Source organism: Bacillus solimangrovi, from assembly GCF_001742425.1.
Taxonomy (GTDB): domain Bacteria; phylum Bacillota; class Bacilli; order Bacillales; family Bacillaceae_N; genus Bacillus_AV; species Bacillus_AV solimangrovi.
The window spans coordinates 1-15,857 of sequence record NZ_MJEH01000009.1 but is presented as its reverse complement, the minus strand read 5'-3'; the positions used below and the strand labels follow the sequence as shown (position 1 = coordinate 15,857).

General features: G+C 36.1%; 17 protein-coding genes. 12 read left to right on the top strand and 5 right to left on the bottom strand.

What is annotated here, in order from left to right:
* Positions 1-26: 26 nt before the first annotated feature.
* From BFG57_RS03995 to BFG57_RS03975, 5 genes are all read left to right on the top strand, one after another.
* Entirely contained in the window at positions 27-680 is a 654-nt protein-coding gene (locus BFG57_RS03995; RefSeq protein WP_069716182.1) for a serine hydrolase, read from the top strand.
* A gap of 28 nt (positions 681-708) precedes the next feature.
* A complete protein-coding gene (locus BFG57_RS03990) occupies positions 709-1,578 on the top strand; it encodes a GNAT family N-acetyltransferase (protein ID WP_069716181.1) in 870 nt (289 codons plus the stop codon).
* Positions 1,579-1,748: 170 nt separating this feature from the next.
* On the top strand, positions 1,749-2,675 hold the full coding sequence (locus BFG57_RS03985) for a right-handed parallel beta-helix repeat-containing protein (protein WP_069716180.1): 927 nt from the start codon (positions 1,749-1,751) through the stop codon (positions 2,673-2,675).
* Positions 2,676-2,890: 215 nt separating this feature from the next.
* Positions 2,891-3,199: an alpha-helical endospore appendage domain-containing protein gene (locus tag BFG57_RS03980; RefSeq protein WP_069716179.1), complete on the top strand. Its 309-nt coding sequence runs from the start codon at positions 2,891-2,893 to the stop codon at positions 3,197-3,199.
* 34 nt (positions 3,200-3,233) lie between these two features.
* Complete coding sequence (locus BFG57_RS03975) at positions 3,234-4,160, top strand: NosD domain-containing protein (RefSeq protein ID WP_069716178.1); 927 nt, start codon at positions 3,234-3,236, stop codon at positions 4,158-4,160.
* 442 nt (positions 4,161-4,602) lie between these two features.
* On the opposite strand, the gene BFG57_RS03970 is transcribed toward BFG57_RS03975, so the two are convergent.
* Positions 4,603-5,529 (bottom strand): right-handed parallel beta-helix repeat-containing protein, encoded by a 927-nt coding sequence (locus BFG57_RS03970; RefSeq protein WP_069716177.1) that lies wholly within the window; start codon positions 5,527-5,529, stop codon positions 4,603-4,605.
* A gap of 522 nt (positions 5,530-6,051) precedes the next feature.
* Between BFG57_RS03970 and BFG57_RS18530 the strand changes: the two genes are divergently transcribed.
* The 4 genes from BFG57_RS18530 (at position 6,052) to BFG57_RS03955 (ending at position 9,055) form a co-directional block, all read left to right on the top strand.
* Complete coding sequence (locus BFG57_RS18530; protein WP_139125053.1) at positions 6,052-6,378, top strand: hypothetical protein; 327 nt, start codon at positions 6,052-6,054, stop codon at positions 6,376-6,378.
* 75 nt (positions 6,379-6,453) lie between these two features.
* Complete coding sequence (locus BFG57_RS03965; protein ID WP_069716176.1) at positions 6,454-6,657, top strand: tautomerase family protein; 204 nt, start codon at positions 6,454-6,456, stop codon at positions 6,655-6,657.
* Positions 6,658-6,988: 331 nt separating this feature from the next.
* Positions 6,989-7,861 carry an endonuclease/exonuclease/phosphatase family protein gene (locus BFG57_RS03960; RefSeq protein ID WP_069716175.1) on the top strand — a complete coding sequence of 291 codons (873 nt, stop codon included), beginning with the start codon at positions 6,989-6,991 and terminating at the stop codon, positions 7,859-7,861.
* A gap of 228 nt (positions 7,862-8,089) precedes the next feature.
* Positions 8,090-9,055, top strand: coding sequence for a vanadium-dependent haloperoxidase (locus tag BFG57_RS03955; RefSeq protein ID WP_245676700.1), 966 nt, complete (start codon positions 8,090-8,092; stop codon positions 9,053-9,055).
* Positions 9,056-9,132: 77 nt separating this feature from the next.
* Here BFG57_RS03955 and BFG57_RS03950 read toward each other — a convergent pair whose 3' ends face one another.
* The 4 genes from BFG57_RS03950 to BFG57_RS03935 all read right to left on the bottom strand — a co-directional run bounded on the left by BFG57_RS03950 (position 9,133) and on the right by BFG57_RS03935 (position 13,730).
* A complete protein-coding gene (locus BFG57_RS03950; RefSeq protein ID WP_069716174.1) occupies positions 9,133-10,599 on the bottom strand; it encodes a protein adenylyltransferase SelO in 1,467 nt (488 codons plus the stop codon).
* Positions 10,600-10,895: 296 nt separating this feature from the next.
* Positions 10,896-11,459 (bottom strand): GDYXXLXY domain-containing protein, encoded by a 564-nt coding sequence (locus BFG57_RS03945; protein ID WP_069716173.1) that lies wholly within the window; start codon positions 11,457-11,459, stop codon positions 10,896-10,898.
* Positions 11,446-12,711, bottom strand: coding sequence for a DUF2157 domain-containing protein (locus BFG57_RS03940; RefSeq protein ID WP_069716172.1), 1,266 nt, complete (start codon positions 12,709-12,711; stop codon positions 11,446-11,448). The genes BFG57_RS03945 and BFG57_RS03940 overlap by 14 nt, the downstream gene beginning before the upstream one ends.
* Before the next feature lie 209 nt (positions 12,712-12,920).
* Positions 12,921-13,730 (bottom strand): AraC family transcriptional regulator, encoded by an 810-nt coding sequence (locus BFG57_RS03935; protein WP_069716171.1) that lies wholly within the window; start codon positions 13,728-13,730, stop codon positions 12,921-12,923.
* 114 nt (positions 13,731-13,844) lie between these two features.
* Here BFG57_RS03935 and BFG57_RS03930 point away from each other — a divergent pair, with 114 nt between their 5' ends.
* The 3 genes from BFG57_RS03930 to BFG57_RS03920 all read left to right on the top strand — a co-directional run.
* Complete coding sequence (locus tag BFG57_RS03930) at positions 13,845-15,056, top strand: MDR family MFS transporter (RefSeq protein WP_083249053.1); 1,212 nt, start codon at positions 13,845-13,847, stop codon at positions 15,054-15,056.
* A 105-nt stretch (positions 15,057-15,161) separates the two neighbouring features.
* A complete protein-coding gene (locus BFG57_RS03925; RefSeq protein ID WP_069716170.1) occupies positions 15,162-15,347 on the top strand; it encodes a hypothetical protein in 186 nt (61 codons plus the stop codon).
* Positions 15,348-15,457: 110 nt separating this feature from the next.
* The coding region (locus tag BFG57_RS03920) for a hypothetical protein (RefSeq protein ID WP_069716169.1) at positions 15,458-15,857 on the top strand (400 nt) is incomplete at its 3' end.

The following is a 15,857-nucleotide window of genomic DNA, read 5'->3' as shown; positions in this document are numbered from 1 at the left end:
ATTAAAAAAGGATAGAGGTATACGTAATGATATTATTAGAACATATTAAGTCAATGATTCCAGCGAACATCGAACTTGGCCTCTACATATATGATACAAAAACCGAAGAAGTGACGATGCTTAATGAGAGTGAACCTTTTCCTTTAGCTAGTCTAGCAAAATTCATAGCTAGCGTGTTTGCTATGACGAAAGCAGATTCGGTAGCTGACATTCAGCGAGCAATTAGCCATCATGATAGCCAGTCGTATGAGCAATTGCTAAACAACATCTCAACCGAGCAACAAAATAAGAAGTTAGCTGAAATGGACATTGAGTTAAAGGTTGACCACAATAATCGTAGTTTAACAGACAACGTTGGAACTGCTGAAGCGATGTTTAAATTTCTATACGAATTGTATACTCGTGCATTACTAAATGACGAACAAACTTCAATAATTTTTGAAGCATTGAATAAACAAGTTGATCCAGATGGATTTCGCATGTGTGGACAATGGTTACATATGACGGGTGGATTAGAGGGCGTTTGTAATGATATAGGCTATTGGCAACTCGAAGATCGGACGATTATATTAGTAGGGTTTATTAAAAGCTTAGATGATGGGATTCAGTGGCAACAATTAGAGAACTTGTTAATGAAAATCGGAGATGTTGTTCAGTCAACGTATCAATTGAAAGACTAGTGAATTCAAATTAAGGTGTGAGCAATGTATGAAGAACTATCAAGCCAATTTCCAAATGAGTATTTGCAGTAATGAAGATATTCCACAACTTGTAGCACTCTCAAGTTCTGTCGGTTGGGATTATGATGAACGAGAGATTAAGACAGTAATGTCAGTCGGAACAATTTATTGTTATAAGGTGGAGAGTGGAACGATCATTTCAAGCGCAGCAATCACTCCATATGAAGATAAGCTTGCGTCAATTGGAATGGTAATCGTTCATGAGCAGTATCGAGGATATGGTCTTGGAAAAACACTAACAGAAGCTTGTGTTCAATCTGTAGCAGATGATGTGACCGTAATGTTGATTGCAACCGAAGACGGTTATCCACTCTATGAGAAGTTAGGCTTTCAACCTGTTACGTCTGTCCATAAGTTTCTTTGTGAGCGCAATCGGTTGCATTTAACACCGACACCTTCTTACGAAGAGAGTATCGTTCCATTGTATGACCACGATTTTCAAGATGTATATGAATTGGATAAAGGTGCAATAGGGGCAGGGCGAGAAGCATTTCTGAAAGCAAGAATACATCAAGCCACAGAAGCAGTAGTCGTTAGAGGTGTTGAAGGGAACATACTTGGTTATGGTTTGTGTGTTGACGGACCAGTGAATCGAATTCTCGGACCAATTGTGGCGATGAATGATCAGATTGCAGCTTCACTCATTCAACAGCTTTCGCTAGGTTACGAAGGGAAGCTGCGGATTGATGTACCTGATAGACAAGCTGAATTCATGAAATATTTAGAACAAGCAGGATTCGATAAAGTGAGTCAACCACCTGTAATGATTCTTCATTCAAGTGAATTACCTAGACGAAATCAAACACTGTTTGGAATTGCTGCGCAAATTTTCGGATGAATAGGTGATCGTTATTACATATCGTTAACGTGCAGTTTGTCATTTATTTGAGAAAATTGACTATTTTTACGCTTATTCGCATGAAATCTAGTTGTTCCTACAGTCAAACATTTTTCGCATACATAGAATAAAGTGTAAGACAAGTTTATGGAGAAAGGAGGAAATAAACGATGGCAATTCATGTTGTTCCAACTCAATTCCCTACTGTTCAAGCTGCGATCAACGATGCAGGTACAATGCCAGGTGATTCGATTCAAATATTAGCAGGAACGTTTGATGGATTCGAGGTTACGACGGAGAATTTGAAAATATTTGGATGTGGGATTGATAAAACAATCATTGCTGGTACACCTGGGACAATCGATGGTGGAATTGTTGTAAGTGCAGACAATACGACTTTGCAAGGGTTTACAGTTCAAGGCTTCTCAACGAATGGTATATCTGTACAATCAACTCATAACATTTTGAAAGAGATTGAATCCACCTTAAATACTGGTGTTGTTACAGATGGTATTCAATTCGATGTAGGTGGCAATAACAATTTGCTTATTAATTGCACGTTCTCATTTAATGAAGAAGATGGAGTTGATACTTCTGATGGAGAACGAAATTGTATTATAAATTGTTTGAGCTTTGAAAATAGGGATAAAGGATACCAAGTTAGTAGCATGAATAACAAACTAGTAAACAATATTGCTCGTGAAAATCTCAGTGATGGTATGTTCGTTAATGCAAACAATAATACGCTTTATGGAAACAAACTCTTGAAAAATGATGTTAGAGGGATATTGATTGGAATAGGTGATAGTAACAATAACGTTATCGAGAATTTAGTATGTAACAATAATTTAAGTGGAATTGGTATAAATAACATGGCGAATCAAAATGTGATCGATATGAACATTGTTCGGAATAACGGTATTTCTGGATTAGGATCAGGAATTTTTGTAGACAATGGTGCGGTCGATAATTCGATTCGGTTTAACAAGTTAAAGAACAATATACCATTTGATATTCAAGCACTAGGAGCTGTTATTAATAACACATATGATGGTAACAAATGTGAAAGTAGTTTTCCACCTAATTTATGTACGTAATGAATGAGAAGACTCTCCTTTAACAAGGAGAGTTTTTTTATGAATGGTACTGAAATTATAGCTGCTTGTAATGATACATCCGACATTGCACTATGCTAGTCAAGCACACATTTTCGGCTTTATTTCTATACTCTGGTCAGAACTACAGTCACACCTTGTCTACCATACATAATATATGTTGTAGGACAAATTATGAAGATAAGGAGAGATGTTAAATGGGTATGCCAAATTTTCCTGCGGAGTTTAATTCATTACCAGACTTTGAGAAAAATAACGTTCTATTATACCTTCTCGCATCAGTAGGATCTGAAGAGTTAGCGCTAGCACACATTATGAATGCAGAAGGTGAGAAGATCCAAGCTGCAGTTGCCGCATTTGAAGATGACTGCTTAACAATCGATGACTTACTTTCAGTCAACGATAACGTTAACGACGTACTAAAAACGGTTATTAAGAAGGAAATGTTACTTCAATTTAAAGTAGAGAACGTTCAGCGATTATTTGACACTGTTGAGGATTGTTAAGCTTATTTAATAACAGGAAAGGAGGAGAGAGCACATGTCAATCATTGTAGTTCCGACTGATTTCGCAACTGTACAAGATGCAATCGATGATCCGGGCACGATGGCAGGAGATACAATTGAGATTTTAGTCGGAACATTTGCAGGTTTTAATGTTACTGTCGATCGATTGAAAATAGTTGGTTGCGGTATTGGTAAGACAATTATCAATGGAACATCAGGTGCTGGAACTTCGGGTGTCTCTGTCTCTGCGATACAAACACATTTAGAAGGGTTTACCGTGCAAGGGTTTAATAGTGGAAATGGTGTCGAAATTAATTCTGCAAACAACGTGATCCAAGAAGTTGAATCAAGCTTTAATAACGTTGGTTTTGCTGTTTTGGCAAATGATAATTTTCTCACGAAAAATAGTGCGACATTTAATCAGTCTACTGGATTTGATGTGGAAAGCTCATTCAATTGTTTAGTTGAAAACATTAGTACGAATAATATAGATGGATTCGTCATGTTTGATTCTGAAAATACGTTAGTTGAAAATTTAGCGAAAAATAATCGTGGTGCAGGGTTTTTATTAGAGATTGATGCGAATGAAAATACGTTACAAGGAAATTCCGCCATTAAAAATGACGTTGGAATCGATATTAATTCAGATGATAATAAGGTTAAAGACAATAAAACTTGTGATAACACATCAGTTGGTATTCGCTTAATTGGTCCAGAAGGCTCTCCAAGTGGTAATGATGTCGATTCGAATGTCGTCCGTAAAAACGGTACAGTAGGTGGGTTAAATAATGCTGGTATCTTCGTTGTAGCAGGTTCAGGTACGAATGGAGCGAATACGATTCGTTTTAATAAGGCTACAGGAAACAACGATTTGGACATTGAAGCACAAGGTGGGATTGGAAACAATAATTACGATGGGAATAAATGTGATATTAGTGATCCAAATACGATTTGTATGTAGTTTAATCGTTTACTAATGAGTGAATGAATATAAGTCGCGATATCTTAAGCAATCGTACGTGTTTAAGGTGACGATTGCTTTATTTTTAGAGAAATAGGTTTAATCAGTGAACTTGTTAATTATAACTTCCGATTTACAATTAACAATAGTTGATAGTATTAATACACGTTACATTTTCATTTCTACATATCATTAAAGACAAAGGTGTTGCTGGATGAGGGATTTTAATAGCAAATGACACTGTAACTATAACAAATGTGAGAGTAGTGACCTAGATAATCTGTGTCGTAGAAACATGGAAAACACTCCTTGATTAAGGAGTGTTTTTTGATGTGGTAATAGGTGTTATAACTATTGTTAGGTTTTTTGAGCGGCTGAAATAGCTTGATTGACTTCATTAATGAATGGCAGCTGGCAGTGAACTGAAATCAGTCTGACTGTATCATGTACATAATCCAGGAGGTAAACTGTTCTCGCATTTGTTGCCATCAAATGTGTTATTTGTGTTGGCAGGTGGGGGTGCTTCAATATCATTTGGAGTATTATTTTTCAATTTGTTGAAACGAATCGTATTGTTTTGTGCAAAAGTATCACTAACCAAAATCCCTGATCCTGTACCACTCATACCATTGTTACGGATGATGTTTGAATCGATCACACTGAAGTCATTTTGTACGAAAATGCCACTGTTCCCGTTATTACAGACTAAGTTTTCAATGATATTATTAAATGGGCCCGTTGGATTACTAATCCCATCACTTCCATTTTTAAGAAGACTGTTGTTGAAAAGGATATTCATACTATCACCACTAGAGCTAAGTGCGAGTCCGTTGGTAGAATTTCCCTTTGTAACGTTGGAAATGAATTTGTTATTCGTAGTTGAAATATCAAATCCATCATCTTTGTTTTGAAAACTATTACAACGAATCATACAGTTATTAGCTGCTTGAAAACCAGTAGCGAGTCCATCTTGTTCATTAAATGAGGCGTTACATTGAATGATGAGATTATGATCCCCTCCAGCGAATCCTAGAAAAGAAAACCCATCAGTACCATTGAAATTTGATTCTAACTGATTGAGCACATTATTGTTGGAATTCACTCGTATACCGATTTCAGGAAAACCTTGAACGGTAAACCTTTCTAAAATTGTTTGATCTGCATTCAAAACGACTCCGTCATTTCCTGATCCTGGAACACCTGATATTATCGTCTTTCCTACTCCACATCCAAATATCTTCAACCGTTCCTTCGTCACATCAAAGCCATCAAATGTACCTGCTAAAATTTGAATGCTATCGCCTTCGTTTGCAGCCGTAATAGCATCTTGCACAGTAGCTGCATCAGTCGGTACAACGATTAATGACAATATTTTCACTCCTTTCTTTTGGACATACTACAGCATATGTATGCATAATGAACGACGCTTGTTGATATGACTAGTTATCTTGAAAAAATAAAAAAAGGCTAAGTGTAGCAGGAACACTTAGCCCTTACATTGGCACGAACAAATCTTATGAAAGGTGATTTTTTTGAGAATGTAGCACCAACGGAATACCAGTTAAGTATTCACTAATATAGTATGTTATGCCTTTCGTTTAGGATTGGGTGTTTGTCTTTGTTGTTTTATGAGTTTTAGTTAAAGGTGTGAACGTTAGTGATAAGTATTAAGCTATTGATATAAAAAAAGGAATTACATAATAAGAAGGAGAAATTATAGGGGTAAGTAATATATAGAAGGGGGCGAGTTTGCCACTGGAGATATTGCCGCAGTAGGTATAAGATTATGACTGTACTAAAAGACATAACAAAAGCACTTGTTTATTTCGGGGAATTGGTTTTAGCATTTCATATTGTCATATATAGTTTTCTTTTTCATTTTACACACTAAATGAATATACTAATCATTGATCATGGTGAGGATTATTTTAAATTACCAATATTTTTATCATTATCAATTATCGTTTTACTTGGGTGTATTCAATATTTATACATCAGATTTTCTCCAGGTGGGAAAACGTTATTTAAGATCAAAGCGATTATTTACACATTTAGTTATGGCTTCACAGTCTTATTATGTGGATTTTGGTTGTTGTTAAGTTCAATGATGTTTCATAAAGAGTTACTCAGCAATTTAATGCTAATACTGCTCGTACTGTTAGTATCTGCGTTTATCCTAGTAACGACAGTAATAAAATATAAAAAAATATCAGAATAAATCGTCCTGACTGTTCGGATTCATACAGTCTAGTTAGCTCTAAATCTTTTAAATTTGTTAATAGGGGGAAGTTGTATGCCGTATATTAATCTACAAATTACAAAGGGTGCTACTCGTGAGCAGAAAGAGCAAATCGTGAAAGAATTTACTGCAACTCTCGTAAATGTGTTAGACAAAAAACCTGAACAAACACACATTGTAATTCAAGAAATTGAAGAAGCTGATTGGGGATTTTCAGGTATGTTAACAGATGACTTTCGAAAAAATGAACGACAATAATGTGTAGACTTGTTTGAAGTATTTTACAGGTGATTTAGATTAGCAGTTATTATTTATAATTCAATACGAATAAGCTCTCCATTTATAATATGGAGGGCTTATTTGTATGAGAAAATTGTTCGACAAATAATCTAAATGTATTAGATCGAAAAAAACGTTACTAACAATAGTAAAATTATCGTTTTCTCACAAGTTAACTGATGATTTAACTGCTCATTTTATAATGTTTTGATTAGCAATCTCCTTACGATAATAAACTTAGGAATATTTTGGAACTTTCAAAATACATATCATTATGTGTTTCAACATAATGGAGTAGGGAGGATGGGAAATGAAACAGAGACTATCATTGTTTTTCATACTCTTATTTGTCCCCTTATTCAATTTCTCTGAAGCAAAGGTGCTTGAACAAGATGAAAGCAATCATTCGTTAAGTGCGGCAAAGCTACAAAAGCAAAAGGTAGATGCAGAAACGAACATCAAAATTATAAGCTTTAACGTTCTAGCTAATCGTTCAACATGGAGTGAACGTAGTAATGGAATTATTGATAAAATAAGAGATTTAAATCCAGATATTGCAGGGTTGCAAGAAACGATGTCTACTCAGAGAAGGGATATTTCCAACGCATTAACAGATGAGTACCAATTAGTCGAATTTGATATTCCTGTTACGTATGGCAATCCAATTTTACTAAAAAAAGATCGGTTTGACATCTTAGGATCAGGGTTTGTTGATGCGGCTGAATGTGGAAATACTCGTTATATCACGTGGTTACTATTAAGAGATAAATCCTCGAATAAAGAATTTCATTTCTATAACAATCATTTCTGTGTTAGATCCTCTTCAAATTCCAGCCAAGCAGAGCATGTTATTGAATTAGCCGAGTTAATTGAACAGCATCAAACGACATCAAGTAGTGGCACAACAGCTATTGTTGTAGGTGATTTTAACGCGACGAGAAATCGAACAATCATGCGTTACTTACTTGATGAAGGTACGATAACTGGACAATTAAGTCCAGTTCAATTAGTTGATACGTGGGAGGTTGTTTACCCCAATATGTCCAAACCATCAACGACAGAACGTGATGCAGCGATCGATTGGATTCTAACAATCCCAGAAGAAACGATAATTGATGCGAGTGTTGATGATTCAGAAGGGTTTTCGGATCATCATCCAGTGACAGCAACGTTTCAGTTTTAGAATGATGAAAAAGTGTGTTTAAATCAAGTAACCTATTAAATGAAGTAGCGGTAATAAGGACTTACCTTTCAGAATAAAGTTTACAATGGAGCTAATGAGAAAGAGGATGTCCCAATCATAGATGATGTTGATGAGATAACAATTGAGACGTGTTAGTTTAATTATATCAATCTAATGTTCTATGAGAGTTATTTTGCTCCTACAAACTATCATAAAGAGGTGTTCCGATTGAGTAACGACAAATGGAATAAGGCGAGCATATTTGGAACTGAACCTTTGGAGTTTGGCTATGATTTTCATAATAAAGATTTGTTCGATTGTTATTGTAAACAAACACCTTGTATATGTGAGTATAATTATTTAAAGTGGAATGAAATTCCGTATGCTGGTGAAAAAACCCCTCCAACAAACCCTGAAGATCCACTTGCAGGGTCATGGACAATGTATAATATCAAACGTTGTCGTAGTCTATTTTTCACTAAACCTGGTGGGGAACCGATCTATTTTACAATTCTTAACCCTAATTATATTGATTTTGAGAAAGAACTAGATGTTGTTCTTGAGACGCGTGAACATTTGGATGCTTCCGAAAAAATTATTGCTCGTTACTGGGGAACGGGTGTAGCAACAAAACAATGGACACCTATTATCGATCGATTAATTGATACTTATGGGGTCACCGCGTCAAGGGCTGGTAGAATATTAGCGGCGGTGCAAAGTGCAATTAATGATACGTTTGTTATCACGTGGTACTATAAGTTTCTGTGGCTCGTTGCAAGACCAAATCAATATGACCGTGATTTAGCAACAGTTCTATGTACACCGAGACATCCAACTTATCCATCAGGTCATGCGGCGGTTGCTGGATGTGCAGCAGAAATGTTGACATACTTTTTCCCAGGTGAAGCCACTCGATTAGATGAATTAGCTGAACAATGTGCAGTATCACGTTTGTATGCACTTGTTCATTTCCCAATTGACAATAGTGAAGGACTAAGCTTAGGAAGGCAAGTTGCCAAAGTTGCAATCAATAAGCTAAGACAAGAAGTTAATTCACAAGGAGATCCGATTGATACACCGTTTGAAGAGAATTTAATGGCTGATATCCCTCCTGAACCATATCCAGTCGGACAAACGATTCCATTTGATTTTGATACGACATGTACATCGTTGATTCTCCCAGATGATTGTTAGAAAAATGAACCTAACTATTGATAATAGTTAGGTTCATTTTAATTGAGTATAATGACAGTACATACTATGTACTATCATTATGTGCCACAGTACGTTTGATAAGCTTGTGTTGATGGCGGTGGTGGTGTACAGTATTTAGCCTGTTCTGGGGTATGAGAATATGGTTTTGACATCATATTAAGTAGCTGCTCCATCACACTATAGTCATCTCGTTCAACTGCGGCTTCTAGTGCAGCTTCAACTCGATGGTTTCGAGGAATTACAGCAGGATTATTATTTTTCATTAACTCACGTACTGTCATTTCTGATTCTGATTGTCTGCTTAGTCGTGCTTGCCACATCTCATTCCACTTCGTAAATTCTTCACTTTCAAATAGTGGGGCATTTTCAAAAGTACCAAAGGTTAATGCACGGAACGTGTTCGTATAATCAGCACGATATTTTTTCATCAGGTTAAGAAGATCTTGAATAAGTGTTTCATCTTCTTGCTCTTCGTTAAATAAACCGAGCTTTGCTCTCATTCCTACAAGCCAATGATTCATAAACAGTTCGTTATAGTCTGAAAGTGCATCCTCTGCCAGTTTAATCGCTTCATCTTGATTGTCATGTAGTAGTGGCAACAACGTTTCTGCAAACCTGCTAAGATTCCAGCCACCAATTCCCGGTTGATTACCATAGGAATAACGACCTTGAATGTCGATAGAGCTGAATACTGTTGCTGGATCATACACATCCATAAACGCACATGGTCCATAGTCAATTGTTTCACCGCTTATCGTCATGTTATCAGTGTTCATTACACCATGGATAAAGCCGACCAACTGCCATTTTGCAATCAGTGAAGCCTGCGTCTTAATCACTTCATGAAGAAGGGATAAATATTGATTCTCGTCAGCTGCAACATCTGGATAATGACGTTTGATAGTATAATCTGCTAAGGCTTGTAGCTCTTGCTTTGATGTGAATCTTGCAGCATATTGAAATGTACCAACTCGTAGATGACTAGCAGCTACACGGGTTAGAATTGCTCCAGGAAGTTCAGTTTCACGGAAGATAGATTCACCTGTTGTCACTACAGCTAAACTACGAGTAGTCGGTATACGAAGAGCATACATTGCTTCACTGATAATGTATTCACGAAGCATTGGTCCAAGTGCAGCTCGACCGTCACCACCGCGTGAATATGGTGTGTTACCTGAACCTTTGAGCTGAATATCGACACGATTACCATCAGGAGTGATATGTTCGCCGAGAAGTATTGCCCGACCATCCCCTAACATGTTAAAGTGCCCAAATTGATGACCAGCATACGCTTGAGCTAGTGGTGAAGAATCATCAAGAATGAGGTTACCTGCAAGCACAGCTACACTATCTTCACTCTGCAAATCGTGAGCATTTAAGCCAAGTGATGCTGCAACATGGTCATTGAGTATAATTAATTTTGGTAATTGTACAGGGGTTGGGTTAAGGTTAGAGAAAAATAAATTCGGTAGACGCGCATAGCTGTTATCTAAGTTCCATCCTGTTTCTCTTTTAATTGTCATCGTAACTCCTTTTAGATAATTAGTTTATAGTTGTTGTAATATGTCTAACTAGCAAGAGATAGGGCATGTTTCCATTCACCACGTTTTTACTGACGCTATGATTCCCGTTTTATAACGAAAGAGAAGGGGATAAAGGAAACGCCACAAATGAATGTTTTATTTTATTTTATTATAACCTTATCGAATGTTTAATCCATTATTTCGCTTTTTCACTAATAGCATTGTGATGACGTTATGTCATTTCGACAATAAAGAGCAGCTCACTTTCCCATATAAGAAAATGAGCTGCTCTTTGTTTACTCAATCATTTCAAGATCTTTTAATACAGCGTAACCGTTGTATTCTTTTAAGTGAGCGATGATATTTCCTCTTCTTGCTGCGTCTTCAAGTTGCTTTCCAGTGTTTTCTTCTACATAATATCTTTCGATTGGGATATCAATTGTTAATTTGTCATTTGAACCTACAAAGGTTCGTAAGTTTCCTTTCACATACGCCCCAGTTGAAGGTTTTTGTTCAGACACAACCTTCACTTGATGAACGTCATCAACTTCCTCTAACACGATATACACGGGTATTGTACGTTCATTGCCTTCATATACAAAATGTTGATTCGTGTTTTTGTTTGTGTTTGCAGTGAATTTGTTTGCTAGAGATTGATCGAATTGATCAAAGCCAACGCTCTCAATTTCAAAGTCTAGGATGACGTAATCACCATAAAAGAGATCACGAGGGTCAAGAGGTACAGTTTTTAATTTGATCTCTTCACCTAGGTATGTAGCTTGTAGTGGTTTTATCGTCATGCTTAACAATACGATAACAGGGATGCACAAAGCTAATAAGAAATATTTACGCTTCTTCACGCTTCATGACCTCCTTCTTCCGTGTTCGTTCAATCCATAGTGCTAAACCGATTAACAGCACACCACCAGTAAAGAAAGCAATCGATTTGTTGATGAAAGCTAACGATAAGTCAACATAGAACCTTAAGATTAAAGCACAGAAAATGGTGATATGAATGAGTTTTCCTTGTTTAACATAGTACAGGTTATATAGAACATACAGAATAGAAAAGATGATGGCGATCTTATCACCTGTAGCTTCAAACATATACGTCCAAACATGAGGGAATGTTAATGCAAACCCTGTAATAATTTGAAGAATCATTCCGACGTTCTTCATCGGTAATCGATAATCTGATACTTGAATATATGTTAATGTTATCCCGATTATAAAGAATATGAGTACCGTTAGCGTGAATGCATCAACACCAATAAAGTAGTCTAAGGCTAATCCAATCATCTCTAGTGAAAAGAATAGGTTCACAACGAATATTGGTACTGACTTATTCATTAACTTATGACCAAAGAAAAATAGTGCTGGTATGATGACAATCAATTCAAATGGGAATCTATCCATCTCTAATGGGCGGAACATTACATGAATTTGAACAAACTCATATAACACAAATATGTTTGTAAATAACAAGAACTTTGAACTTTTCATTACATAATGATTAAAAGCGAACATCAACGGTATGATCGCTAGTAGCACATAAGCGCCATTATGATCAACAAACATATATTGCATATGCAAAAATAAGTAAATCAAGAGCACACCTATTAATTTTAACACTTGATCTTTCAGGTAAAATCCTAACGGTAATACACCGATCCCCCAGAATAGAAATGCTGTTTGCATTTCACCACCTAAATGAAACAACTGACCGATGTAAATAATCTCCGCTCCATAAGCGAATGCCCCGATGTAATAAAATACTCTTGATAGATTCTTATTTCTAGTTTCATATCGAAAACCAGCCAAATAGAAACCTATCAACAAAGCTAACAGTAGCACAAATTTTGTAACGCTCGTAAGTGCAGACCAGTTACTGGCGACAAAGCTAAGTATACTTAAGCCAATTAAGATAGCTCCTATACTTAAAATAATACTCATAGGGTTTACATTTTTCTTCTCAGAAGCTGTTCCATTATTAATCACGTAGTTAGACATTAATTCTTTTGTTTGACCAGGTTGTAACTTACCATTCTCCTCCAAAGTGGTTAACTCTTTTTTTAGAAAATGATAGTAGACATGCGACAGGTTACGCTTCACGAATAACTCCTCCCCCTACTATTAGACATAAAAGGAGCACTGTTGAATCTATGTTGTGCTCCTTCTTTATCCTCACTGTTGGTTAGTTGATACGTGCTAATATTAATTATAATCGTAACATATGGAAAGTATATTTAATATATAACCAATACCCTAACTAAGCTTATATATTATAAGTATGTAATACTTGAATTCTGTAGTAAGCTAGATTACTTCATATATTGGCTCGGTGTTTGATGATACACTTTCTTAAAAGATCGATTGAACGTACTAATTGAGCGGTAACCGACTTCATATGCTACTTGTGTAATGTCATAGGAGTGTTTGTTCAATAGATGTGTTGCTTGCTCTAATCGAACACGATGAATGTATTCATTTGGGGTCATCCCAACGCTTGCTGAAAAAATACGGTGCAAGTGATACTTACTCATATTCATCTGTAGAGCGAGCGTATCTAACGTTATATCGTTCTGATAATGTGTTCGAATATACTCTTTTATCGTGTCTACAATTGGTGTAGCGAGATTAGAAGTTTCTCGTTTAGATGCATTCCAACGTTTCGTATGTGAACCAATTGTTTCATCTAAAATGATATACGTTAGTTCTTCTTCTAAATTTGAGGCAACATCCAATCCGTTGAAGGCTACGTTTTGCATAATGGTTCTTGCCTTATTTAAGATCTTTTGAGAGGTTGGTTGAATGTAAGCAAAGTCAATTGAATGAAGGGTTTCGCCAGTTTGCTTTTGATAAGTACGTTTTATAATATCTTCATAGAAACTTACGAGCATGATTTCCTTCCGTTCCTGATGTGCTTCATGCTGATGGATATCACCAGGTGGTACGAGCAGTGATTGAGTTTTTTTAAGTTTTTGTGTTTTATGATTATGATATGTTAACAGTTCACCAGATAGGGGAATGCTAAGCTGAAAATGGTCATGTGTATGTGTTTCGTCTGCTTCGCCAGTTTGTAAGTCAAATAGTAACATTCCTGTATAGTCTAGATTGACGGTAATCTCCATCAATTATCCTCCTTCCGCAAGATTTGCCTATGATTGAGCAAGAAATGCAGAGTGTTTCGTTTCGATCTCCGATAAACTGTTGCTATTCTTTTACAGAAATGGAGATGAAACAGCATGAAAGCTTATTTTAACAAATTTCATAAGGTTGTGTGGATTCAGGCGGTTGGGCATGCCATCACTTCATTTGTATGGATCATCCTCCTACCGTTTCTCACCTTATACATGTACGATCAATTCGGTGAAAATATCATATTGACGACACTAGTAATTGGGGTGCAGCCTTTTACAGAAATCGTATTGACGTTTTCGATCGGAAAGTGGATTGATCGATTTGGTAGAAGACCAATTCTATTATGGTCATTGCTTATTCAAGTAATCGCGATAGCGGGTTTCGCCTTAGCTAGTCATGTGTGGTTATTTGTATTATGCGCTTTCTTGAACGGTCTTGGACGGTTCGCTTATATTCCAATATCAAGAGCGCAAATATCGGATACCGTTCACCCTGAAAAACAAGCAGAAACATTTGCGCTATTAAGTACAGCCTCTAGTATCGGTTCTCTAGGTGGGCCGATTGTAGGTGCGATACTGTTTCAATTGAATCCGCAAGTATTATTCATCGTAATGGCTGTATTACTCGTGTTGTACTTTATTATGGCGCTAAAATTTTTGCCTGAATCTAATCCGATAACGAACACGAATGAACCCGTGTATAAGTTAAGAGCTAACGATTATAAGATGATCGTTTGGTTAGTCGTTGGCATGCTACCGATCAGTTTCTTCCATTCCCAAATGGAAACGAATTGGCCCTTATATTTGAAGGAATATATGGTCAATTATTTGTTCGTATTCTCGTTGTTGGAAACGATTGGTACAGTAATCTTTATCGTATTAGAAGTTGTTTTAGTCAATCGAACGAGTAAATATTCTCGTTTCCGTATTATTCAAGCAGGTTATTTCTTATATGCCTTCGCCTCGTTAGGATTTGGGTTTTCTAATCACATAGTAGGGTTAATTGTATCACAAGTATTGTTATGCTTGGGAGCGATTGTGATACTGAACCATATGCAAGTAATAATAAGTACATTGGCCCCAAAAGAACATAAGGGGAGGTACTTTGCCTTGTTTGGTTTGCATTGGGATATTTCGAGGTCAACAGGTCCATTGTTAGGTGGTTCGATTCTTGCTTTAGTTGGAGGAAAAGGTTTATTCCTTATCACTTTCTTGCTTCTTATTCTAGGTGTGATTAGTCAGACGAAAGCAATTCAGTCGATAGATAGAAAAACGAATGTAGTTATTGAAAGTCGCTCAGCATTAGTTGAGGAATAAACAAAATAACTTGTAAAATTGTAACAAAATTAATGATAGTGACATGACTTAAATTAACATAATTTGTTATAATTAACTTATGTTGTATCCGTTGGAGGTGTAAAGATGGACGGTGTATTTTGGATTACAATGTTCGTTGGTTTGTTAACAGTTGGCTCTTGGATTTGGTACTATGCTTCATTGGGTAAAAGAATTTCATCAGAAGAAAAAGAAGCTAATAGAGACTTAACCTATGAAATCAATCCGTTTACAGGTTCGTCAAAACATACGAATGGAAATAAAAAGGTATAAGAAGAGCATTTGAAAATTTCAAATGCTCTTTCTTTCTGTAGTAAGGGGTGTGAACTGTTTTATATTTAATTTTTCTATAAACGAATAAAGGATATTTAGGGGGTAAGATATTGAAATATTTAGCTTATAGCTTCTTGGGGATAGCATATTTATTAACTATGAATCAAATAACTTTGATTTTCAAAGAGATGTATAACGATACATTCCAACTATTTCCAAACATGTACTTTGCAGTATTGTTATATCTTCCATTAGGAATATACCTTGGAATTCCGAGTTTATACAAAAAAATAAAAAGGGATGGGAAATGGAAAATAAATCATTCTTTACTTGTTTTTGTAACTCTACCAATGGTAATAATAGCTTTTTTCTATCCACTGATTTTTAGCTTACCGTTACCATCTCATTTTAAGATTCCTAAATTATTTATAGGTGCTCACGATGAGTTACGTTTGGGGATGGTAGTAGCAGGTTATTCACTGATTAAATCTTTCAATATCTTACCCCCTA